The 22733-nt window shown below is 64.6% G+C and carries 23 protein-coding genes; 9 read left to right on the top strand and 14 right to left on the bottom strand.

Features of this window, described 5'->3' with window-relative positions; translation table 11 throughout:
* Positions 1-12: 12 nt before the first annotated feature.
* Entirely contained in the window at positions 13-936 is a 924-nt protein-coding gene (locus AB1281_RS03885) for an alpha/beta hydrolase (RefSeq protein ID WP_430345111.1), read from the bottom strand.
* 181 nt (positions 937-1117) lie between these two features.
* Here AB1281_RS03885 and AB1281_RS03880 point away from each other — a divergent pair, with 181 nt between their 5' ends.
* Positions 1118-2092 carry a LysR family transcriptional regulator gene (locus AB1281_RS03880; RefSeq protein WP_049443813.1) on the top strand — a complete coding sequence of 325 codons (975 nt, stop codon included), beginning with the start codon at positions 1118-1120 and terminating at the stop codon, positions 2090-2092.
* 3 nt (positions 2093-2095) lie between these two features.
* Here AB1281_RS03880 and AB1281_RS03875 read toward each other — a convergent pair whose 3' ends face one another.
* From AB1281_RS03875 to AB1281_RS03850, 6 genes are all read right to left on the bottom strand, one after another.
* Positions 2096-2596, bottom strand: a complete 501-nt coding sequence (locus tag AB1281_RS03875) for a GNAT family N-acetyltransferase (RefSeq protein WP_430345110.1) — start codon at positions 2594-2596, stop codon at positions 2096-2098.
* A 13-nt stretch (positions 2597-2609) separates the two neighbouring features.
* Positions 2610-3047 (bottom strand): hypothetical protein, encoded by a 438-nt coding sequence (locus tag AB1281_RS03870; RefSeq protein WP_430345109.1) that lies wholly within the window; start codon positions 3045-3047, stop codon positions 2610-2612.
* A gap of 70 nt (positions 3048-3117) precedes the next feature.
* On the bottom strand, positions 3118-4860 hold the full coding sequence (locus tag AB1281_RS03865; RefSeq protein ID WP_430345108.1) for a diguanylate cyclase: 1743 nt from the start codon (positions 4858-4860) through the stop codon (positions 3118-3120).
* 170 nt (positions 4861-5030) lie between these two features.
* Positions 5031-6056: an AI-2E family transporter gene (locus AB1281_RS03860; RefSeq protein ID WP_014036321.1), complete on the bottom strand. Its 1026-nt coding sequence runs from the start codon at positions 6054-6056 to the stop codon at positions 5031-5033.
* A 116-nt stretch (positions 6057-6172) separates the two neighbouring features.
* Positions 6173-7225, bottom strand: a complete 1053-nt coding sequence (locus tag AB1281_RS03855; RefSeq protein WP_430345107.1) for a diguanylate cyclase — start codon at positions 7223-7225, stop codon at positions 6173-6175.
* A gap of 116 nt (positions 7226-7341) precedes the next feature.
* Entirely contained in the window at positions 7342-8349 is a 1008-nt protein-coding gene (locus AB1281_RS03850; RefSeq protein ID WP_430345106.1) for a LacI family DNA-binding transcriptional regulator, read from the bottom strand.
* Positions 8350-8444: 95 nt separating this feature from the next.
* Between AB1281_RS03850 and AB1281_RS03845 the strand changes: the two genes are divergently transcribed.
* From AB1281_RS03845 to AB1281_RS03825, 5 genes are read left to right on the top strand one after another with little or no spacing between them, the layout of a single operon-like run.
* Positions 8445-9497, top strand: coding sequence for a sugar phosphate isomerase/epimerase family protein (locus tag AB1281_RS03845; protein WP_430345105.1), 1053 nt, complete (start codon positions 8445-8447; stop codon positions 9495-9497).
* Positions 9498-9524: 27 nt separating this feature from the next.
* Positions 9525-10742, top strand: coding sequence for a nucleoside permease (locus AB1281_RS03840; protein WP_101765082.1), 1218 nt, complete (start codon positions 9525-9527; stop codon positions 10740-10742).
* 12 nt (positions 10743-10754) lie between these two features.
* Positions 10755-11879 carry a Gfo/Idh/MocA family protein gene (locus tag AB1281_RS03835; RefSeq protein ID WP_430345104.1) on the top strand — a complete coding sequence of 375 codons (1125 nt, stop codon included), beginning with the start codon at positions 10755-10757 and terminating at the stop codon, positions 11877-11879.
* A gap of 19 nt (positions 11880-11898) precedes the next feature.
* Positions 11899-12762 (top strand): sugar phosphate isomerase/epimerase family protein, encoded by an 864-nt coding sequence (locus AB1281_RS03830; RefSeq protein WP_430345103.1) that lies wholly within the window; start codon positions 11899-11901, stop codon positions 12760-12762.
* A gap of 18 nt (positions 12763-12780) precedes the next feature.
* A complete protein-coding gene (locus AB1281_RS03825) occupies positions 12781-13077 on the top strand; it encodes a c-type cytochrome (RefSeq protein ID WP_049398853.1) in 297 nt (98 codons plus the stop codon).
* A 30-nt stretch (positions 13078-13107) separates the two neighbouring features.
* Here AB1281_RS03825 and AB1281_RS03820 read toward each other — a convergent pair whose 3' ends face one another.
* From AB1281_RS03820 to AB1281_RS03795, 6 genes are all read right to left on the bottom strand, one after another.
* Positions 13108-13851: a 3-keto-disaccharide hydrolase gene (locus tag AB1281_RS03820; RefSeq protein ID WP_430345102.1), complete on the bottom strand. Its 744-nt coding sequence runs from the start codon at positions 13849-13851 to the stop codon at positions 13108-13110.
* A gap of 14 nt (positions 13852-13865) precedes the next feature.
* A complete protein-coding gene (locus AB1281_RS03815; protein WP_430345101.1) occupies positions 13866-14441 on the bottom strand; it encodes a gluconate 2-dehydrogenase subunit 3 family protein in 576 nt (191 codons plus the stop codon).
* Positions 14441-16126 carry a GMC oxidoreductase gene (locus tag AB1281_RS03810; RefSeq protein WP_430345100.1) on the bottom strand — a complete coding sequence of 562 codons (1686 nt, stop codon included), beginning with the start codon at positions 16124-16126 and terminating at the stop codon, positions 14441-14443. Before AB1281_RS03810 ends, AB1281_RS03815 begins: the two co-directional genes overlap by 1 nt.
* A 27-nt stretch (positions 16127-16153) precedes the next feature.
* A complete protein-coding gene (locus tag AB1281_RS03805; RefSeq protein WP_430345099.1) occupies positions 16154-17050 on the bottom strand; it encodes a hydroxypyruvate isomerase family protein in 897 nt (298 codons plus the stop codon).
* 514 nt (positions 17051-17564) lie between these two features.
* The gene (locus tag AB1281_RS03800; RefSeq protein WP_152682126.1) at positions 17565-18110 is read right to left on the bottom strand and encodes an Imm57 family immunity protein; all 546 of its coding nucleotides are present in this window, start codon (positions 18108-18110) and stop codon (positions 17565-17567) included.
* A gap of 1049 nt (positions 18111-19159) precedes the next feature.
* The gene (locus AB1281_RS03795) at positions 19160-19438 is read right to left on the bottom strand and encodes a helix-turn-helix domain-containing protein (RefSeq protein ID WP_197653824.1); all 279 of its coding nucleotides are present in this window, start codon (positions 19436-19438) and stop codon (positions 19160-19162) included.
* Positions 19439-19720: 282 nt separating this feature from the next.
* Here AB1281_RS03795 and AB1281_RS03790 point away from each other — a divergent pair, with 282 nt between their 5' ends.
* The 3 genes from AB1281_RS03790 to AB1281_RS03780 are packed head-to-tail and all read left to right on the top strand — an operon-like array spanning position 19721 to position 21509.
* The gene (locus tag AB1281_RS03790; RefSeq protein WP_430345098.1) at positions 19721-20374 is read left to right on the top strand and encodes a hypothetical protein; all 654 of its coding nucleotides are present in this window, start codon (positions 19721-19723) and stop codon (positions 20372-20374) included.
* Between the two features lie 15 nt (positions 20375-20389).
* Complete coding sequence (locus AB1281_RS03785; RefSeq protein WP_430345097.1) at positions 20390-20836, top strand: NIF family HAD-type phosphatase; 447 nt, start codon at positions 20390-20392, stop codon at positions 20834-20836.
* Positions 20760-21509, top strand: a complete 750-nt coding sequence (locus AB1281_RS03780; RefSeq protein ID WP_430345096.1) for a cyclin-dependent kinase inhibitor 3 family protein — start codon at positions 20760-20762, stop codon at positions 21507-21509. Before AB1281_RS03785 ends, AB1281_RS03780 begins: the two co-directional genes overlap by 77 nt.
* 124 nt (positions 21510-21633) lie before the next feature.
* On the opposite strand, the gene AB1281_RS03775 is transcribed toward AB1281_RS03780, so the two are convergent.
* Entirely contained in the window at positions 21634-22725 is a 1092-nt protein-coding gene (locus AB1281_RS03775) for a patatin-like phospholipase family protein (RefSeq protein WP_430346971.1), read from the bottom strand.
* Between the last annotated feature and the right edge of the window lie 8 nt (positions 22726-22733).

Raw genomic sequence — 22733 nt, 5'->3', positions numbered from 1 at the left:
TGCCAGGTCAGCTCACAGGTGCTGCTTGAAGAAGGGAACGACCGCTGACAGGGCCTCGCGCACCGGCTCCGGCTTGTCATACAGGTCGTAGTGCGACCAGCCCTGGACCACCTTCAACTGCTTGTGCTTCGACGCCGCACGGCCATGGATCTCCAGGCCATCGCGGTAGGCGCCAAAGCCACCCGGCTTGTCACCGATCACCACCAGCAACGGTTGGGTCAGCAGGACTTCGGCCAGGTGGAAGGCATCCCAGCCCACCGCTGCACCGCGATGCGAGAACAACGCACTGACCACGCCGTTGGGCTGCGGCTCGCGCGTGCGGTAATAGTCCGTGGCCTCCAGCACGTCGATATCGGTGATGCCGGCGGCGCGCCCCTGTTCCACCGAAGGCGGCAGGAACAGGTCCACACGGGCCTCGCCGCCGCGCATCTCGGCGGTGCGCTGGGCAGCAATGGCCTCCAGCGTGCCGATCGGATCGAAACCGCCAAAGCCCTCACGACTGAGCCGGCCGAAGTTGACACCGGTGATGCTGGTGACCGCCTTGATGCGTCGCTCGGTCATGGTGGCGTTGATCGCGTAGCCACCACCGCCACAGATGCCCAGTACGCCGATGCGTTCGGCGTCCACGTACGGCAGGGTGACCAGATGGTCGACCACGCGGCGTACATCCTCCACGCGCTGGGTCGGGTCTTCGACCCGCCGCGGCTCGCCGCCGCTGGCGCCCTGGAAGCTGGCGTCATAGGCGATCACCACGTAGCCCTCGCGAGCCAGGGCCTCACCGTAGATGTTGCCGGCAGTCTGCTCCTTGCAGCTGCCGATCGGATGCATGCTGATGATCGCGGGATAGACCCGGTTGCGGTCGAAGTCCGGCGGGAAATGCAGGTCGGCGGCGATCGGCCAGGCCATGTCCGGATTCTGGATGTTGATGGTTTCCATGCTGCGGCTCCTCGGTAGTGGCGGGAGGCGACGGGTGTCGCCGTTGCAAGCACGATAGACCCGGGATTGGGAGCCAAAAAGCGGCCAATCACAACCAAAGTAGTAAGCTGCAGTTACCAAATAGCGACAGCCTGTGCCGCGATTTTCTCCTGCCCTACTGCCCTACTGCCGACCGAGCCCCATGAGCGCCCCCAGCCCGATCAACCCGGCCCTGCTGCCCCAGCTGGCCTGGTTTGCCCACATCGCCCACCACCGCAGCTTCACCAAAGCGGCCGTTGAGATGGGGGTCTCGCGCCCGGCGTTGTCGCAGAGCCTGAAGACCCTGGAGAAACAGCTGGGGGTACGCCTGCTGCACCGGACCACCCGTGACATGTCGCTCACCGAGGAAGGCCAGCGCCTGTTCGACGCACTGCGGCCATCGCTGAGCACCATCGAAACCGCAGTACGCGACCTGCGCGCCAGCCATGACGCACCGTCCGGCCTGCTGCGCATCAACACCGCGCGCCTGACTGCCAAGACGCTGATCGAACCGCATCTACCGGAGTTCTTCGCGCGCTACCCCGAGCTGCGCATCGAGCTGGTGATGGACGACGGCCTGTCCAGCATCGTTGCCGACGGCTGTGACGCCGGCATCCGCCTTGGCGAGCGGTTGGCCGAAGGCATGATCGCCGTGCCGGTCACGCCGATGCTGGAAATGGTGGTGGTCGCCTCGCCGGCCTACCTGGCCCGCCATGGCACGCCCACCACGCCCGCCGAACTGGCCGCACACGAGTGCCTGGGCTACCGGCAGACCGGCAGCGGCGGGGTCTATGCCTGGGAATTCAGCACGCCGGGCCAGCCCGGTCATGACTTTGAAGTGGAACCGCGCGGACGCTATGTCACCAACGACGATGAGGGCATGATCCGCGCCGCGCTGCAGGGATTGGGCGTGATGCAGCATATCGATCTGTCATTGCAGCCGATGCTGGCCGATGGGCGCCTGGTCCGCCTGATGCCGGCGTGGTCGGCACCGTTCCCCGGCTTCTACCTGTACGTGCCTTCGCGCGAGCAGATGCCACCGCGCGTGCGCGCCCTGATGGAATTCCTGATCGAGAAGCGCGAAGGCGTCGCCAAGGCGCTCGGCCGCACGGTACAGGCCCCGGCCACAGGCAGCTAGGCGTCAGCGCGGGTAGCGATACACCAGATCATCGGCATCACTGCGCACGGCGTGATCGTCCAGCACGCCGCCCAGCCGCTGTGCAACGGCCTGCGACGCCTGGTTGTCCGGTGCCATGTAGCTGACCAGGGTCGGCAGCTGCGCCACCACGAAGGCCCAGTCGCGCAGCGCGCCGGCCGCTTCGGTAGCGAAGCCCTTCCCTTCATGGCCGTCATACAGCAGCCAGCCCAGTTCCTTTTCCGGGAACAGCGGGCCGTGGTTGATCCCGACCTGGCCGATGCAGGCACCGGTATCGGCACGCTCGATCATCAATGCACCATGACCGAACAGATGCCAGCTGGCTAGGTCGTGGCAGAACTGGCCCCACGCCGCCACCTCAGCGAACGGCCCTCCCATGCCGCGCGCGCGCGGCGACGCCAGGAACGCGGCATAGACGTTGAAGTCGTCCAGCTGCTGCGGGCGCAGCCGCAGGCGCGCGGTACGCAGGGTGGGAATCTCGAGCATGCCGGGCAGCGACTCAGTACACGGCCAGGTGACCGCAGCCACGACGCTGCGGCTGCCCTTCCATCGTCACGTGCACGCTGGCCATGGTGTCCACACCTTCGGCATTGCGGCACGACTCGCGCTTGATCTCGACGATGGCCGGCTGCCTGCCAAGCTCGCCGTTGAGCACGATCAGCGAGCTGGGTGCGTCGGCCGGTTGGCCGGGATAGCGCAGCGTGCCCTTGTGGGTACGACCTTCGGCACTGAGGCTGGCATCGTGGTTGCCCTGTCCAGTGGACGTGATCTCGATGCGCCACCCAGCGCCGCCACCGGAGAAGGCAGGCACCGGGCTCACGCCGGCAGCGATGGAGGGATGACGCGATTCATCGGCAACGGTCTTCGCTGCAGGAGTCGCACAGCCGGCCAGCAGGCCAGTGAGCAGCACGGCGACGGCAATGGGTCGCATGGTCATGATGGGCTCCAGCAGCGGGCGGGCGTCCAGTCTAGGGGCCCCCGCGTGCGCCGGTGATGAACGTCGCGCGTCAACGCGCGATGCGGCCACCGCCGGCCACGCGCACGCGATCGCGGCCCTGCGCCTTGGCCTGGTACATGGCCGCATCCGCAGCGCGCAGCAACGTGCGCCAGCCCAGCGCATCGGTGCCGCCCTCGGCCACACCGAAGCTGGCGGTGACCCGCAGCACCTTGCCGCCGACCAGTGCGATGTCCAGCCGCTGCAGCGCCACCCGCAGCGACTCGGCCAGCTGGCGGCCACCGGCCAGATCACCGTCGGCCAGCAACACGAGAAACTCCTCGCCACCATAGCGGGCAATGCTGTCGCTGCGGCGCAGGTGGCGCTGCAGCAGCTGCGCCACCTGCACCAGCACCTCGTCGCCGGCATCATGCCCGTGGCCATCGTTGATCGCCTTGAAGCGGTCCACGTCCAGCAGGATCACCACCGCGCTGTTGCCACCGTCGGCATGACGTTGCTGCACCATCTCGTCCAGCGCGCGCCGGTTCAACAGCCCGGTCAGCTCATCGGTGCCGGCCAGCTGGCGCAGCTCGCTGGTCAACGCCGAGCGCTCGCGCGACTTCTCGCGCAACACTTCGATGGCATCGAACAGGCGCTGCATCTCGGCCAGCGGATGGGTCACATGCTGCTCCGGGCCCGGCGCTTCCGAGGCGATCTGGATGACCTGCTTCTGCGCCTGCAGCAGCGGCCGCAGGATCTGAAGATGCGCGATGCGCAGCGCCACGCCCAGCACCACCAGCGTGCCCAGCACCGTCGCCACCAGCACCACCAGGCGCGTCGCTTCGCGGTTGCGGGTGCGCTCGAAACGGGCGATGGACACGCTCAGGTAGCCGTCGCGCAGCGCTTCCAGCGACTGCAGGGTCGGCACGTAGCGCGTGGTGAACTCGGCGGCGGTCCACGGCGGCGCCACGCCGCGCCGGCCATCTTCGATCAACTGTTCGATCATCGGCAGCGATTCGCCGAAGAACTGCCGGCGTGCCATGTCCCAATGCCAGGACAGCGCCGGATCGCTGCGGAACACCGCTTCATGGCTGCCCGCCAGCCGCCACAGCTCCAGCAGGCGGCCTTCGGTCTGCAATGCCGCCCGCACCTGTTCGTCGCGCCATGCCCCCGGTACCGCCACCGGCGCCATCACGTTCGACGCCAGGCGGCCGCCATGCTCGCGCAGGTCGATCAGCACCTGGCCCTGCATCGCCGGAATCGCTGCTTCGCGGTCGGCGCTGACCAGCACGTTGATCTGCGCCGAGGTCAGCACGTGCAGGCGATCGACCACGGCGAACATGCTGCTGATCGCACGCTCCACGTCCTCCACCCGGCGCGCGCCATGCGGCTGCGCCGCCACCCGGTCCACCGCGGCCCGCGCCGATTGCAGGCGACGTTGCGCATCGGCCAGCAGCCCATGTTCGTCGACCACGCCCGGGTCGGCGTTGAACACCGTGTCCAGGCGTTGCAGGGCGGTATCGACCCGCTGGCGCGCGACCGCCAGCTGCGCCGCCAGCCGGGCCTGTTCGGCCGCATCGGCGGTGTTGGACCCGAGCAGGCTGTTGGCGGGGCCGCGCTCGGCCGACACCAGGTTGGCCAGGTCGAAGGTCTGCCGCAGCTGGCGCAGGCTGACCAGGTTGTCCTCGGCGGCAGTGAAGCGCAGCGTGCCCTGCACCAGCGCGATGGCCATCAACGGCAGCGTACAGACCACGAACAGCCCGGCCAGGATCCAGACCCAGGTCCGCAATCCGATGGGCGACGCCTTGCGGGCCATGCACATTTCCCCTGTAGTGCAGAACACTGTAGCGGCCGCCTGCACAGGCGCCAAGCCGCTACCGGACCAACCGTTGCCGTGGGTATACCGCGCCAGCCGCGAACGCTCGAACGCACCGACAAGGCCGCGCAGACCGTACAAACGGGGCAAATGCGTCATGCCCTGCCGCGTCAGATCCAGCGCTGGTCGACCAGTTCGCGCTTCACGTAGGCATAGAACACCGGCGCGGCGACCAGGCCCGGCAGGCCGAAGGCTGCCTCCATCACCAGCATGGCCAGCAGCAGCTCCCAGGCACGCGCCTGGATCTCGCCACCGACGATGCGCGCGTTGAGGAAGTACTCCAGCTTGTGGATCACGATCAGGTACAGCAGTGCCGCCACCGCCACGTAGAACGAGACCGACAGCGCAACGATGGTGATGATCGTGTTGGAGATGATGTTGCCCACCACCGGCAGCAGGCCGGCAAGGAAGGTGATCAGCACCAGGGTCTTGGACAGCGGCAGGTGCACGCCGAACAGCGGCAGCACGCCCAGCAGGAAGATGGCGGTGAACACTGTGTTGAGCAGCGAGATCTTCACCTGCGCGAACACCACCTGGCGGAACGCGGTGGCCAGGCGGCTGGTGCGCCCGATCAGCTCCTGCGCCAGCGGCCCCATCTTCGGCAGCGGCAGTTCGTCATACAGCGCGATCATCGCGCCCAGCACCATACCGATCAGTACGCGCACACCGACCTGCACCACCGAGGTACCGGCCACGCCCAGCTGCCGCTGATGTTCGGCGGCCCAGTCGTTCAGCGCCGTGCGCAGCGCCGGCATGTCTTCGGGAATATAGGGTTGCAGCAGCGCCGGCACCTGGTGGCGCGAGGTGTTGAGGATCTCCATCAGGCGCGCCAGCAGTGCATCCGGGCCGCCGGTCTCGTTGCGGAAGAACGAGGCCACGCCGATGCCGGCCAGTACCAGCCCGCTGATGATGATCGCCGACAGCACGATCACCGCGATCGCCCGCGCCCGTCCCGGCGGCAGCTTGCCCTCCACGGTGGCGGCCAGCACGTGCGTCAGCTGGAACACCAGCAGGCCGGACAGCAGGGTCACCACCAGGCCCAGCTTCAGCGCCAGCCACATGCCCAGCAACATCATCAGCCACGCCGCGATCCTTGGGATGGGGGGCTTGGGCTGGGCAACAAGGGCGTCTTGCATGGGAGCGCGTCCGGGCGGGGTGGCCCATGGTAGAGGATTGACCTGCCGATTCGGCGTGCAGGCTGAACGGGCGTTACGCTCTCATGCCGTGGCGGCCCTGCCGCCGCCCCATCGACTCACTCGCCGTAGCTGGCCGTGTTCTTGCCCTGCCGCTTGGCGTGGTACAGCGCGCGGTCGGCCAGTGCCAGCCAGTCCTCGACACTGCCCCCCCGCGGCGTGGCGGCAATGCCGATGCTGACGCTGAACTCCACGCCCGGGGTGATCTGGCGAGCGGCCTCGAGCAGATGCAGGCGCACCCGCTCGGCCACGTGCATCGCATCGACGGGTGCGCAGTCGTGCAGCAGTACCACGAACTCATCGCCCCCCAGCCGCGCCGGGGTATCACCGGGCCGCGCAAACGTACGCAATGTTGCAGCGATATGCCGTAGTACCTCGTCGCCCGCGCGATGGCCAAGCGAATCATTGATGCGCTTGAAATCATCCACATCGAGCATCAGCAGGCAGGCCAGTCCGCCCTGTCCCTGCGCCCGGTCCAGCACCTGCTGCGCACGCAGGATCAGGAAGCCACGATTGGCCAGTTCCACCAGCGGATCCATCCGGCTCAGCCGCTGCAGCTGCCGGTTCTGCGATTTGACCCGGCGCGCCAGCTGCCAGCTGAGGATGCTCAACCCGATGCCGTAGACGAACAGGAACGGCACGCTGAGCATGATCGTGCGCTGCGAGGAAACGGGTTGGTAAGGGAAGCCGAGCGCCCACCAGGTGATGGCGAAACCCAGCACCAGCGCCAGCGTGGCCCGCATCGCCAGGCGTACGCCACCGGCGGCGATCTTGTCGGCGACCAGCAGCGCGGCGAACAATGCGCTGGGGACCGCGCTCAGCGCCATGAAAGCGATCCAGCCGCCGCCGAAGAAGGAATCGGCGACCATGCAGCGGAACTGCACCTGTGCAGGCTGGCGGGCGCGCTGAGTCAGTACCAGCGCAAGCGCCGGCCACACCAGTGCATTGAGCAACAGCAACGCCCAGGCCCACAGGCCGTCCTGGCGTTCAAGAATGATCGAGGCGATGGGAATCGCGCCCAGGCCATTGCCGACGAAGCGCATCCAGCCGATGCGACGTGCCGCGCCGATGCCTTCGACCGCGACTTCCGTCGAGTCAGTCAAGAATGGCATTGCCGACCCCCTTGCGCGATCGCACGTTCCACCCCGGCCCTTGCCGGGCTGCCCATGCCGAGTCTGACAGCTCGGCGTCAATGCGGGATCAAGGACTCACGGCGACGGCGCTGCCCTCACCCACGCCGGGGCGCAGCCGTCGAACCCCGCAGCATGAAGCTGAACTCCAGCGTCTGCTGCAGCGGCACGTCGACGTGTTCGATGATGGCGAGCAGCAGGTTGACCGCACGCTCGCCAATCTCCCGCATGGGCTGCCGGATGGTCGTCAATGGCGGCGTGAGGTAGCGGGAAGACGCCAGGTCATCAAAGCCGACGATGGACAGTTCATCCGGCACGCGGATGCCCCGGTCCCGGCAGGCGGCCAGGGCACCCAGCGCCATCTGGTCACTGAAGCAGAACACCGCGGTCGGTGCCGGCGTGCCATCCAGCAGCGCCATGGCAGCCGCATGGCCGGATTCCACGGAAAAATCCCCCGGCACGATGCTCAGCTGGCGCAGGCGGCCACGCGCCTTGCCGGCTGCCCGCACCCCTTCCAGCCGTTGCTGGTGCAGGGGGTTGTCAGGCGGCCCGCCGACCACGGCGATCCGTTCATGTCCCAGCCCGTACAGATGCTCCATCACCGCGCGTGCGGCGGCCGCGTTGTCGATGTGGACACTGGGAATGCCCAGTGCAGGGTCGAACTCGCACCCGTTGACCACCGGTGCCGCGGCGCCGCGCTGCTCGACGATCTCGCGCGCCGTGGGTGGCAGGCGATGGCCGAGCACGATCATGCCGTCGGCCTCGTTGCGCCGGAGCATCTGCGCGTAGCGCTCCTCGCGGTCGGGTTGATGCTGGGTATCGCCCAGCAGGACCGCATAGCCGACCGCCTGCGCGGCCTCCTCCGCGCCCTGCAGGATCTGCGCGAAGAACGGATTGGCGATGTCCGGGACGGTCACCAGGATCTTGCCGCTGCGTTGGGTCTTGAGCGTGCGGGCCACCGTGTTGGGTACATAGCCGAGGGCGGCGGCGGCCTGCTCGATGCGTGCGCGGGTGGCGGGCAGGACTTTGTCCGGCCGCGAAAGCGCACGCGACACCGTGCCCGCGGAGACGCCGACGTGCTTTGCGATGTCGTAGATGGTGGCCATGGCGTTAGTTCTCCTGTCCGCTGTGCAGTGCACAACAGGTCTTGCGTGAGCCCCTGCTAGGATAATGCAATCGATTGCATCGAGGGCGAATCACGTTGAAGACGCTCAAGGGTCCAGCGCTGTTCCTGGCGCAGTTCATCGGCGACACAGCTCCTTTTGATCGGCTGGACACGCTGGCCGGATGGGCCGCGGGTCTGGGCTATTCTGGCGTACAAGTCCCCACCAGCGCGCCCCACCTGTTCGATCTGGCCGAGGCGGCGCGCAGCCAGGCGTACTGCGACGACATTGCCGGCATGCTGGCCGGGCACGGCCTGCAGATCTCCGAACTGTCGACCCACCTGCAGGGGCAGCTGGTTGCCGTCCATCCCGCCTACGACAGCCTGTTCGACGGATTCGCGCCGCCGGACAAACGCGGTGATCCGGCCGCCCGCCAGGCCTGGGCGGTGGAGCAGCTGCGGTTGGCCGCCAAAGCCAGCCAGCGCCTGGGGCTGACCGCGCATGCCACGTTTTCCGGCGCATTGGCCTGGCCCTATTTCTATCCCTGGCCGCAGCGCCCACCGGGACTGGTGGAGGAAGCCTTCGCCGAACTCGGCCGCCGCTGGCGCCCGATCCTGGATGCGTTCGACGCCTGCGGCGTGGACCTGTGCTTCGAGATCCACCCCGGCGAGGACCTGCACGATGGCGCGACCTTCGAGCGCTTCCTCGATGTGGTGGACCATCACCCCCGCGCCAAGATCCTGTACGACCCCAGCCACCTGCTGCTGCAGCAGATGGACTACCTGGGTTTCATCGACCGCTACCACGCGCGTATCGGCATCTTCCACGTCAAGGACGCGGAGTATCGCTCCAGCGCGAGCAGCGGCGTGTATGGCGGCTACCAGGACTGGATCGATCGTCCGGGCCGGTTCCGTTCGCTCGGTGATGGCCAGATCGACTTCAAGGCGATCTTCTCGAAGTTCGCGCAGTACGACTTCCCCGGCTGGGCGGTGCTGGAATGGGAGTGCTGCCTGAAGCACCCTGAGGACGGTGCGCGCGAAGGTGCTGCCTTCATCCGCGACCACCTCATCCGCGTGACCGAGCGCGCCTTCGATGACTTCGCCGACAGCGGCACGGACGCCGCATCACTGCACCGCATGCTGGGAATCTGAGCCACGACCGCCCCGGGAGGGCAAGCCATGACGCACGCCATGTCGCGCCTGGGCGCGATGATGTTTCTGCAGTTCTTCATCTGGGGGGCATGGTTCGTGACCCTCGGAACCTACCTGGTGCAGGGCCCGCTGCAGGCCAGCGCCAGCCAGGTAGCGACGGCCTTCCTCAGCCAATCCATCGGCGCCATCGTGGCGCCGTTCCTGGTCGGCCTGATCGCCGATCGCTACTTCGCGGCGCAGCGCATCCTGGCGGTGCTGCACCTGGCTGGCGCGGTATTGATGTGGCTGGCGTCCACCGCCACCAGCTTCAGCGTGTTCTCGGCCTGCGTGATGGGCTACATGCTGCTGTTCATGCCGACGCTGGCGCTGGCCAACAGCGTGGCGATGCGGCACATGCAGTCGCCCGAGAAGCAGTTCCCGCTGGTCCGGGTGGCGGGCAGCATCGGCTGGATCGTCGCAGGCGTGCTGATCGGCTGGCTGGGCTGGGAGCAGGCGCATCGCCTTGAACTGACCTTCCGCATGGCCGCGCTGGCATCGCTGGTACTGGGCCTGTATGCGTTCACGCTGCCGCACACGCCGCCACTGGCACAGCAGCGCGATGCCGGGCTGGGGCAGATCCTCGGGCTGGATTCGTTGCGGCTGCTGAAGTCGCGCGCCTACCTGGTGTTCTTCCTGGCGTCCATCGCCATCTGCATCCCGCTGTCGTTCTACTACAACTTCACCAATCCGTATCTCAACGACCTGGGCGTGCGCGGCGCCGCAGGCCTGCAGTCGCTGGGCCAGGTCTCCGAAGTGCTGCTGATGCTGGCCATGCCGTTCCTGTTCGTGCGGCTGGGGGTGAAGACCATGCTGGCGGTCGGCATGGCGGCCTGGGTGGTGCGCTACGTCCTGTTCGCCTTCGGCGATGCGGGCGGCGGCTTCTCGCTGCTGGTGATCGGCATCGTGCTGCACGGCATCTGCTACGACTTCTTCTTCGTCACCGGCCAGATCTACACCGATGCCCATGCCGGCCCCGCCGTGCGCAGCAGCGCGCAGGGCTTCATCACCCTGGCCACGTACGGCGTGGGCATGCTGATCGGCACCTTCCTGTCCGGCGCGGTGGTGGAGCACTTCACCACGGCCGCCGGACGCGACTGGCAGCAGATCTGGCTGTTCCCGGCCGCTGTCGCGCTGGTCGTGCTGATCGCCTTCCTGCTGCTGTTCCGCGACCGGCCCGCCGTGGCCGCCGCATCTTCCACACCCTGAGGATTCGAGCCGATGCCAACGCTTGGAATCGCCATCGTCGGCACCGGCATGATCGGCGCCGTGCACCGCCGCGCGGCCCTGCTCGCCGGTGCCGAGGTACGCGGCGTCGCCGCTTCGTCAGCGCATCGCGCGCGTGAGATGGCGCTGCTGTGGAATGTTCCGCGCGCCTACCGGGACATCGAAGAGGTGATCGCCGATCCGCAGGTGCAGGTGGTGCACGTGTGCACGCCCAACCATCTGCACCGCGCGATGGCGCAGGCGGCGCTGGAAGCCGGCAAGCACGTGATCTGCGAGAAACCGCTGGCGACCACGCTGGACGATGCGCAGGCGCTGGCGGCGTTGGCCGCCTCGACCGGCCTGGTTGCCACGGTCCCCTTCGTCTACCGCTACCACCCGGTGGTCCGCGAGGCGCGCGCACGCATCGCCCAGGGCGATCTCGGGCCGCTGCACCTGATCCATGGCAGCTACCTGCAGGACTGGCTGCTGGACCCGGCCAGCAACAACTGGCGCGTGGATCCGGCACTGGGTGGCGCATCGCGCGTGTTCGCCGACATCGGCTCGCACTGGTGCGACCTGGTGGAATGGGTCAGCGGCGAGCGCTTCACCGAGGTCAGTGCAGCCTTCTCTACCGTGATCGCTGAGCGCAGCGCCGTCAGCGGGCAGAGCTTCAGCACGCCGGCGGCAGGCGGCGCAACGCAGGCGGTAACGAGCGAGGACGTGGCGGCGGCGATGTTCAGGACCGGCGCCGGCACATTGGCGTCGTTGACGGTCAGCCAGGTCTCGGCCGGACGCCACAATCGCCTCTGGTTCGAGATCGATGGCGCCAACGCCAGCGTGGCCTTCAACCAGGAGGATGCCGAGCGCCTGTGGATCGGCCTGCCCGACCAGCGCGAGGAGATCTTCGTGCGCGGGGCGGGCGCCGGCAGTGCCGAACAACGCCGGCTGTCGGTGTTACCGGCCGGCCACGCGCAGGGCTACGCCCAGTGCTTCGAAGCATTCGTCGCCGACACCTATCGCGCCATCGAGGGCGAGCGGCCGCAGGGCCTGCCCACCTTCGAGGACGGCGTGCGCTCGGCGCAGATCGTCGATCGTGTCATTGCATCGGCCAGGTCGCGTGCCTGGACTGCCATCGGTTGAAACCCGGGAGGATCTGTTGATGAAAGCCCTTGTCCATGGAACTGCAAGCCTCGTCCTGCTGCTCGCTGCCCTGCCCGCCTTCGCCGTCGAAGCCGCCAGCACGCAGAAGCCGATCGCGGTGCAGATGTACAGCCTGCGCGATGCCGGCTCGCTCGAGCAGCAGTTGAAGATCGTCCACGACGCAGGCGTCCATGCGGTGGAGACGGTCGGCACGCAGAACACCAGCGCGGCCGAACTCAAGCAACTGCTGGACCGGTATTCGATCAAGGCGATTTCATCGCATGTGCCGCTGTCCGAGCTGCGCAGCAACCTGGAGGACGTGGTGACCTTCAACCGGTCGATCGGCAACACGACGCTGGTGGTGCCATACCTGGACAAGAAGGATCGCCCGAGCGATGCCGCCGGCTGGACCGCCCTGGGCCAGGAACTGGGCCGGATCGCGAAACAGGTGCGCGGCAAGGGCATGCGCCTGGCCTACCACAACCACGACTTCGAGCTGGCCGACGTCGATGGCAGGACCGGACTGGAGCTGCTGTTCGCCGCCGCCGGTCCAGACCTGCAGACCGAGCTGGACCTGGCCTGGGTCGCGCGTGCAGGCCTGGACCCGGCGGTGATGCTGGCAAAGTTCCGCGGCCATGTATTCGCGGTGCACGCAAAGGACAATGCGCCCAAGGGCCAGGCCGAAGACGAAGGCGGATTCGCAGCGCTGGGACAGGGCGTGCTGGACTGGAACGCGATCCTGCCTGCTGCGGCAGCCGCCGGCGTGCATTGGTACATCATCGAGCACGATCAGCCACGCGACCCGGCCAAGGTCATCCAGACCGGCGCGGATTATCTGCGTGAACACCTGACCACCAACGTGCCAGCCCGTGCGCGGCGCTGACGCATCAAGGAGCCCCACATGAAAATGATCCTGGCAATGGCGGTGGCCCTGGGTGGCATGAGCGTTGCGACAGCCGCCTGGTGCAAGGACGACCCGGCTGCGGGTGCGAAGCTCTACACCGCGAACTGCGTGGCCTGCCATGGCGCCGATCGTGCAGGCATGCCGGGCGCGTTCCCGGCGCTCACCGATATCGGCAAGCGCATGGCACCCGCGCAGATCAAGGAAAAGATCAGCAAGGGCGGCGGATTGATGCCGCCCTTCTCCCAGCTGTCACAGCAGGAGATCGATGACATCGCCAGCTACCTGGCGAAGTAAGCGGCCGGCGACCACGCCGGCCATGTGCCACTACAGCTCGCGCACCCAGATGTTGCGGTAGCTGACCCTGGAGTCATGTTCCTGCAGATGGAGCGGCGCGCACCCATGCGGCGAGTACGACGGTGCGCCGATGTACTCGGTCTTGCCCGCCAGCACCGTGTCGTCCTGCACCAGCACGCCGTTGTGCAGCACCGTGATGCGCGCGGGCGACACAAGCCCACCGCCCGCTGCGAAGCGCGGCGCCTTCCAGAGGATGTCGTAGGCCTGCCACTGGCCCGGTGCGCGTGAGGCGTTCACCAACGGCATGGCCTGCTTGTAGATCGAGCCCGCCTGGCCATTGGCATAGGTCGGGTTGTTGTAGCTGTCGAGCACCTGCAGCTCGTACAGCTCTTGCAGGAAGATGCCGCTGTTGCCCCGGTTCTGGTCGTCGAAGCCCTTTGTGTCGTTGGGTGTGCGCCACTCGACATGCAGCTGGACGTCGCAGAAGCGTTGCCGGGTGCGAATGCCCTTGCTGCCGGGCACGACGGTCATCGCGCCATCGGCAACCTTCCAGGGCACGCGACCGCCCTGCTCCGACTCCCACGCGGAGACATCCTTGCCATCGAACAGCACGATTGCATCGGACGGGGCCTTGCCTTGCGGCGTAGCCACGGTCGCGGGCACCGGCGTCCACACCTCGGTCTTCTTCGGATCGCGCGCGGTGTCGGCACTGTCCTGCGCGGATGCAGGTGCGGCAACCAGCATGGTCGCCGCGATCAGCAGCGGCTTGATCATCGTGTTGCGCTCCATCAGCTGGTCCCCCACGCCGGCGTGCCGGCAACATAGGCGAGGTCGCCGTCGTAACGCCCCGGCACGGCGACGTACTGCAGCACCCCGGTCGCGCCGACCTTCGAGGTGAAGAAGCCGAAGATGGCCAGCTGCTTGAGCATCGTGAAGTAGTGCGGCATCGCCTCGCCCTCTTCAGGCGTACCGGTCTCGGTCACATCGGCATGGCGTGCCTTGGCTTCTGCATCGAGCGTGCGCAGCAATTCGGTGCGCGCCTGCGGTGAGAGCGCCACAAAGCGACCGCCGGCGCGCTTGTCGATATCGACCAGCCCTGCGCGGAACGTCGACTGCTGCCGGGCGGTGTAGCAGTCGCTGACGAAGGTCGCCATGAACAGACCAGCGCCCGCGTCTTTTGCCCCTGGTGTCCGGGTCCGCGGCAGGATGGTCTCGGCGATCTCGTCCAGCGTGCCGACATCGGCGTCGGAGAACAGGGCCTTCACCGGTGCGGCAGCGGCCTTTCCCTGTGCGAGCGCAGGCAGGCCGACCATGGCCGCGCCGGTAGCAGCGACGATCATCTTCAGCAGTTCGCGGCGATCCATCAGAGGTTCCCCGCTTTCAGTTCGCGTACCGCGTGGTCGGCCGCGCGCGCGGTCAGCGCCATGTAGGTCAGCGAAGGATTCACGCAGGCGCTGGAGGTCATGCAGGCACCGTCGGTCACATAGACATTGGGGGCATCCCAGACCTGGTTGTGCTGGTTCAGCACCGAGCTCTTCCGATCACGTCCCATGCGCGCGGTCCCCATTTCGTGGATGCCCTTGCCCGGGGCGTAATCGTTGTCGTGCATCTTCACGTCCTTGACGCCGGCCGCCTCCAGCATCTCGGCGGCATCGGCGGCCATGTCCTTGCGCATCGCCAGTTCGTTGGCGCGCATGGCAACGTCCATCGCCAGCACCGGCAGCCCCCACTTGTCCTTGCGGTCGCGGTCCAGGCGGATCGTGTTGTCATGGTGCGGCAGCATTTCACCGAACCCGGTCATGCCGATGCGCCAGTCACCAGGCACGGTCAGCGCCTCCTTCAGATCGGCACCGATGTTCAGCTCGGCGATCTCGCGCGACCAGCCGGTGCGGCTGGCACCGCCCTGGTAGCCGAACCCGCGCAGGTAGCCGCGCCTGTCGGCCGCGACGTTGCGGAAGCGCGGAATGTAGAAGCCGCAGGGACGACGGCCGAAGTAGTACTTGTCTTCGTAGCCCTCGACCCGGCCGGAGGCGCCCGCTCCGAAATGATGGTCCATCACGTTGTGCCCGAGCTCGCCCGACGATGAGCCCAGCCCGCCCTCCCACACCTCGGTGGCCGAGTTCATCAGCAGCCAGGTCGAGTTGAACGACGATGCGTTGAGGAAGATGACCTTGGCGGTGTACTGGTAGGTCTGCCCGGTCTCCGCGTCGATGACCTCCACCCCGCGCGCACGCTTGCGGTCCTTGTCGTAGAGCACTTCCTTGACGATCGAGAACGGCCGCAAGGTCAGGTTGCCGGTCTTCATCGCCGCTGGCAGCGTCGCCGCCTGGGTCGAGAAGTAGGCACCAAAGGGACAGCCCAGGATGCACTTGTTGCGGTACTGGCAGTTGACGCGGCCCTGCTCGGGCATCGGCTTGGTGATGTTGGCGGTGCGCGAGTGGATCATGTGCCGCGTTCCGCCAAAGGCCTTCTTTATCCGCGCCGCCACATCCTTCTCGACGATGTTCAACGGGATCGGCGGCAGGAACTCACCATCCGGCAACACGTCCAGCCCTTCGCGCGTGCCGGCGATGCCGGCGAACTTTTCCACATGGTCGTACCACGGCGCGATGTCGGCGTAGCGGATCGGCCAGTCGGTGGCGATGCCGTCCTTGAGGTTCGCCTCGAAGTCCAGGTCGGAGAAGCGATAGCTCTGCCGTCCCCACAGCAGCGAGCGGCCGCCCACCTGGTAGCCACGGAACCAGTCGAAACGTTTGGTCTCGATGTAGGGCGAGTCCTGTTCGTTGGCCCACATCCCTTCCAGGTTTTCGGCCAGGCCGTAGTCGCGCATCAGCACCGGGAAGTCGGCCTTCATCGCCTGCGTTGGCCGGTTGCGGTGCGGGAAGTCCCACGCTTCCTTCATCGCATTGACGTAGTCCTTGACGTGCTCGATGTTGCGTCCGCGTTCCAGCATCAGGACCTTCAGGCCCTTTTCGGTCAGCTCCTTCGCTGCCCAACCGCCACTGATTCCCGAGCCAACAACAATGGCGTCGTAGTGATTATCTGCCATGGGTTTCTCACCTGGGTGGATATCGTTTCAGACGTCGCAGAGGCGGATCGCCTCGCGCAATGAGGCAACGGGATCGGGCGCTGCAGGCGTGAACTCCTGCGCCAGATACCCCTTGAAACCGGTGTCGCGGATAGCGCGACAGATGGCCGGATAGTGGAGCTCCTGCTGGTCTCCGATCTCGTTCCGGCCCGGCACGCCTGCGGTGTGGTAATGCTTGAAGCAGGCGTGGTGTTTTCCAATGGTGGCGATGATGTCGCCCTCCATGATCTGCATGTGGTAGATGTCGTAGAGCAGGCCGAAATTGTCCGAGCCGAGCCGCTGGCACAGCTCTACGCCCCAGGCCGAGTGGTCGCACAGGTAGTCGCGATGGTCGACCTTGGAGTTCAGCAGCTCCATCACCAGTACGACACCGCGCTTTTCGGCATGCCCGAGAATGCGCTTGAGGCCCGCCTCGGCATTGGCCATGCCGTCATGGGGATCCATGCCGTTGCGGTTGCCGGAGAAGCAGATCAGGTTGCGGTAGCCGGCATCAGCCACCAGGTCGATGTGCCGCATGTAGCGTTCCACCAGCTGGTCGTGGAATTCGCGGCCGGCAAAGCCCTTGGTCAGGCCCAGCTCTGCGCCGTTGCACATCGAGCTGTACACGCCATTGGCCTTCAGCGTCGGCCAGTCTTCCGGGCCGACCAGATCGATGGCGGCAAAACCGATGCCCTTCACCGTCGCGCAGAGCTGGGCGACCGACAGCTGCGGGAAGGTCCAGCGGGCGACGGAATGCTTCAGGTTGCCCTTGAGCGGCGCATCGGCGGCGAATGCGGGGAGCACGCCTGCCGCCCCCAGGCCAATGCCGCCAGCAACCGCAAGGCGCAACGCATCGCGCCGCGTGAGCCCCATCGCCGGGGCCGGTCTGATCGAATGGATGGACATCCACCTGCCGGCCTCCCAACCGGTATCAAACGCAACGATTCACAGCAATGCAATCGATTGCACCATAGGGGAGGAAATTGCCTGTTTGCAAGTCGCGGTGCACGAAAACTGATGCTGCGAAGCACAATGCCAACGACATCGCGCAGAAAGAAAAGCCCCGCATCGGCGGGGCTTTCTTTTCTAACCAGATCAGTCGCCTGAGATGAAATCCACTGGCTCTTTTCTCAAGCGAGCGAGCACAATCAGTAGAACTTCGACGCCCCGAGCCTATGCATTGGCCCTACTCTCATCAGGGGCATTGAATGATCACCGGGCGATCGTAGCCTCATGAACCATATCAACCAGCTCCTGGACGTCTTCGTTCTGAATCCGGGTGCACCCCGCCGCCAGGGTCCAGCCCTGCCTCGGAGCCGGCGCATTGCAGAACTGTATAGCTCGCGACGGCGAGCGACAGTAGTCAACCAAGCCAAGGCTTCGCGAAACGCGTACGTATCAGCTTTTTCCGACGACAGCCTCAGACACCGTCACAGTCACCACCTGCATTGGCCAGTAGGACAACTTCACGCAGGGAACCCTGGATGTCCGCCACTGAGCTGCAAATGTTCTCGGGCGCCACGTCGAACTTTGCAGGGCCGGCCCGACGTTTGAAAGCAGAAAGTTCGGACATGCATTGCCCTGCCAGCTTCTTGGCATCCAGCTTCGACGCGGCCTGAACCACTGAATTGCCCTGCGCAGCGAGGTAGCACTTGTAGTCCTCTGAAAGCGCTCCATCCATACGGAATCGCGACAGTTCAACCAAGTGCCGAGGAGCGGCAGCACTCCTGCTGCCCCCTATCAAGGCGAGACCAAGCTCAGCACCGTCTGCTCCTGCACAAGCATATGGCGTCTGAGAGCACAGTGACTTGCTCTCGGAACTTTTGTGCACCACCAGCGAGGCTAGAATAGAGTGTTCGGCCATCTCAATGTCCGCCGCAAGTCTCTCTGCAAGCGGTCGCGCGGACACGGAAAAACCGAGCAGAACACCAAGGACGAGGCACGAAATTGGCACAGTGGTATTCATCGACTCACCAGGAACGTGGGGGAAGACGTGTGAACTGATTCATCACCTGCAGAGTACTCCCTGGCTCATCGTCGATTGGCTCGTTGAGCCTTTTCAGATCCGCAGCGGTGCCAGTCACGCCCCCCTCGGAACAGAAGTGCGGCCCAAGGGACGGACCAAAGGCGTTTGCACAGCTGTGTGACCTTATCAGGAATCTGCCAAATGTATTGGTTCCTGGAGCGGGCTCCAAGGCTCGGCCATTGGGCTTGCTTTGGTGAAGAACGGCGCAATTGGGCATAGGCCCGCAGAGACCGTGTCCGTAGGATCTGCGACAGCCCCGCGCCAGCTCGCTAGGCCTATACCCGTCCTTCGCACGCCGTCATCAAGACCCGCCGAGAACATGCACAGATCGATAGTCGAAACGGGCCGATACTGATGATTGCTTCCGCGGCCAGCGATGGACTCGAGCAGACGTCTTCCCGTGTCGTTCTCCGTTCTCAAATCTGATTCGCTCAGGTGTGTCGCCAGTCATCTATCAACATCTCGCTGTAGGAGAAGGATGGATCACGGCGGGATTCTGCCAGAAACTGATGTTGCTAACGAAAAAGGCCCCCATCCATAAAGATGAGGGCCTCTATCAACACCAAAACCGTCGAGTAGGAATCAGAAAGGTAGTAAGTTAGCCTGAAACTTGTACATAAACGCATTACCCCTAAAAAACGAGCACATTTCACGCAAAAGTATGGGGGACTGAGCAAAAATTCAGTGTGCATAAATAGCGGAGCTAGAACCTACCCCATCCGGCCTCCATGAAAGGCTATCGCCTCGGGAAATAGACCAAAGAAGCAGCAGGAAGACCTCAATCATTTGAGCCGCGGACGTGTGCTCTCTTGGGGCTGGCCTTAGACCGCCATGGAGCAGCTTCGCAGTGATCGCGAAAGGCCTCGGGCGAGTCGGTCGGCAGGACGGCCATCGCTTAACCCAAGGCCAAGCATCGGTAGCTGCAACTTGCGCACCGCGGAGAAGCCCGCGCCAGTCGTCGGGCCTCGCGCGACTGCCGCGATCCCTCGCTACTGCCTGTCCTTAATCTGATTGCCGCGTACGCTCCGTAGCATCTTCAAGACCTGATCAGAGACCTCGGCCGGAGAGAACCCCAAGGCAGCGGCGATGAGGCAGAACTCCAGCACGTCCAGGCGCCGCGCTCCAGACTCAACGGAAGAGATTCTCTGCTGAGGCCACCCCAGGTGAGAGGCCAGCCTGGTTTGACTGATACCCAGCGACTCACGTCGCTCGCGGAGAAGGCCGACCAACCGAAGGTATGCACTTTGGTAGATCGTCTTGGTAGCCATCGGGTCCGCCTGAAGGAGCGGAACGAAATCTATGGTCGAGTCGGTCGTTACATGAAAATTGTGTGGACGACCTGCTGGTGACTTGCTAGCATCAGAGCCGGTTGAACTGCCGGGGATCGAGTGATCTATGGGCGTGACCAACAGACCCTTATTGCCCCGTGGCCAGAGCTCGATGCGCTGCTAGCATCGCTTGGGCCCTTCTACGCATGCGCGTGGTGCGCGCTCGAGCGTTCCACTTCGATCTCCGCACCTATAGCCGCTGACACAGCAATTCCGCAGCACTTGCTGCTGTTCCTTAAGACGGCGGGCCTTCTTGCAGAGACGGGCGCGCCAAACGGCCCTACAAGGCGATCTCTTTACGACCCCATCAGCTGGAGCTATCGGGCAGGAATTCAGCTGCCAAACGATCTGAGCGCTTCGCTGACCCAGGCACTGAGGGCTTGGTATCCCTCGCTTGGAGCACAGGACCGACAGTGGCTATGGCGTCAGCTCTCTGACCGCGAAGCTGCGGCCTATCTCGTATCACTGCTGCGCAAGCACCGAATCGGCATTCAGTATGCCGAGGACATCCTACGCCTGCAGGAAGAAGACTGGACTGCGCTGAGCTTGGGGCGAAAGAGATACGTACTTTGGTCATCAATTCGAGGTACTGCCAGTGAGTTCCTGCGCAATGGAGGCAATGAATCCGCAGCAGTGACCGTGCTTCGCCGCGAGGTACGAAGCCGGACAAACTGGCTCTATCTCAAAGAAGTTTCAGGCACGCTGGCCAAGACTGACTACTGCTTTCTGCCTGACCCTGCGTGGCGCCGTCCCCTGATGGTCGATGTCGCATTGGAGAGCCTATTGCCTATTGGCGACGATTACTGGCTTGCGCCTCCGATCCTCGTTGAACGACCACCGAGGCGCGTTCCTCACGACGACGCCCCAAAAACGTAGATGACCTCCTATTGCATGCCCCCCAATATCCTTGCCCTCGATCTGGAGGGGACGCTGATCTCGAATGCGGTCAGCCAAATTCCTCGACCAGGCCTTCGGAATTTCCTAGACCATGCCAAGGCCACCTTTGGCGAGATCGTGCTCTTCACTACGGTGCCCCGGCATAGCGCGCTGAGGATTGCGTTACTTTTGGCTGAAGAAGGGCACGCGCCTCGTTGGTTCGCAGAAATCCGTTATGTCGAATGGACAGGCTCTACCAAGGATCTTCGGTTCGTGTCTCGGAGACTGGGCGAGACGCTGCTGTTGGACGACCATGGACCCTACATCCATCCCAACCAACGCGAGTTCTGGGTTGAAGCTCCACTATTCGCATCGCCGTACCCTGATGATGACTGCGGTTTGCAGATCTCCCAGAGACGTATTGAGGAGAGGGTTTCAATGCTTTCCAGGTCACCCACATGAGGCCATCAGAACCAACGCCAAAGCCACAGATGATAGACCCGCTAGGCCTCTGGATGAGGGGCCGCCACATTCACTCGGAAGAGACAACGTGACCAGGACCAGTCTTTCTCACCCTCTTCAGATAGCCACTCTACCGGTTGGCCAGCTCGGCGGAGCCATCGGTGTGACGTTTGCCCCCGGCAAGCGTCAAGAAGTTGCAATGACCGGATCTTGGTACCGAGACCTGGACCTGGACCTGGAAGCCATAAGATCGTGGGGGGCCAGTCATCTCATCAGTTTGATTGAGCCTTGGGAATTTGAGGAGCTTCAGATAACTGCCCTGCCCGAGCGTGCAGTGTCCCATGGCCTACGATGGTACGGACTCCCCATTGTGGATGGCGCCGCGCCCGATAGCACTTTCCTCAAGGAATGGAAGGAATTGGAAACACCAATCTGTAACGCGCTGCTCGAAGGCCGGCGAGCTGTCGTCCATTGCAAGGGAGGGCTAGGCAGAGCGGGCAGTGTCGCCTGCATGCTTCTCCTCGGCACCAAGACATCCCTAAGCAGCACGGATGCAATTAAGCGCGTGAGAGACGTTCGCCCTGGAGCCATTGAGACATTGGAGCAAGAGAATTTCCTGCGCACTTGGACAGCCACAACTCCTGCGCCGAACCAGCGCGAAGGTGAATCCTAAGGCGCACATCCTGTTCGGGTAAGTCTGGCCGATCCAGTCACGCCACAATCACTCAACCCTACAGACTACAGAGAGCCACCCGCGACATCTGGCAGCCACCATCTTCAGACGTGCACTCAGCCCGCTAGTCGACCCTCAGCGCTGCAATCTGCGTTGGCTCGCATGGGACGTTATGCATTCGGGGAGGCGGAAGCCTAGTGAGTGCTCTGCCGTGATTGGCAATTCGGTCAAAGTCACTCGCTGATAGCTTCAGCAAATTAGTTGGAAAGGCTGCAACAAAGCTTGCCTCGCTTCGCTCGACGTCATTGTCGCCTGCGGGATCACCGATGTAGATCATCCCCCCTCTTGTCGCGTCACTGCTCAGGTAGTGATGGAAGGTTCGCACTCTCAACGCATGAGACTGATCGGACATGATGTCGGCAACACGTTTGATGCGGAACGGATTTAGCGAGTACTTGCTGAAGCCCATGTCCAGCGGCCTGCCTGCATCAGAGACTAGAATGAAGTGACCGTTCGCGGTCTTGGCGACCCCTCGTCCGGCGTCAAAGAATGGCTCAAGGCCGAGGTTGTCATAGACACCACCATCGTAGAGGTGGAGCGCTCTCGAGTCTGGCCGCACATCCACGGCGTCCTCCTTGGGAGCATCCCATCTCGCGCGTCGCCGCCACTTGAATCGGTCTACCCTCAGACGTAGGGGCCCAAACCCCCCAGGGAACGCGGCTGAAACTGCCATCGCGCTGGCCAGCGGGAAGTTCTTGGAAGGGGCGTACCCGGTGAGGTAGTCTCCAAGGTCAGCGCGCTTGAATCTGAAGCGCCGTCCGTTCTCTGCGTTTGTGCCGTTGATCGACCAGTCCGGCGACTTCGGCAGGTCGGAGAGCCTTTGGCTTATGCCCCAGCGTCTGCGGAGTGCTGAAGCAAGTAAGTTGGATCGACTTAGCAGAAACCTGAGATTCGTTGGCCTGCATAGTTCGCGAAGTGCATCCCACTGGAGGCTGCGACAGGTCAACTCACCACGGATGGCCGGGTAGACCTCGTTCAGGAATCTTTCCGAGCTCGGCCACTGCATCGCGGATCTGTGGAGGACCAGCCCGGTAATCAGACTGCCTCCTGACACGCTCGATATCCGCAGCACATCCTCCAGGCGCTTCGACTCGGCCAGTGCCTTCATGACCCCCAGATGGAAGACCATGGCTCGAATGCCGCCGCCGGAGAGCACCAGATCGA

This window comes from Stenotrophomonas sp. NRRL B-14846 (genome assembly GCF_050473585.1).
Lineage (GTDB): Bacteria > Pseudomonadota > Gammaproteobacteria > Xanthomonadales > Xanthomonadaceae > Stenotrophomonas.
The sequence above is the reverse complement of the archived record's forward strand: the minus strand, read 5'-3'. Positions and strand labels throughout refer to the sequence as shown.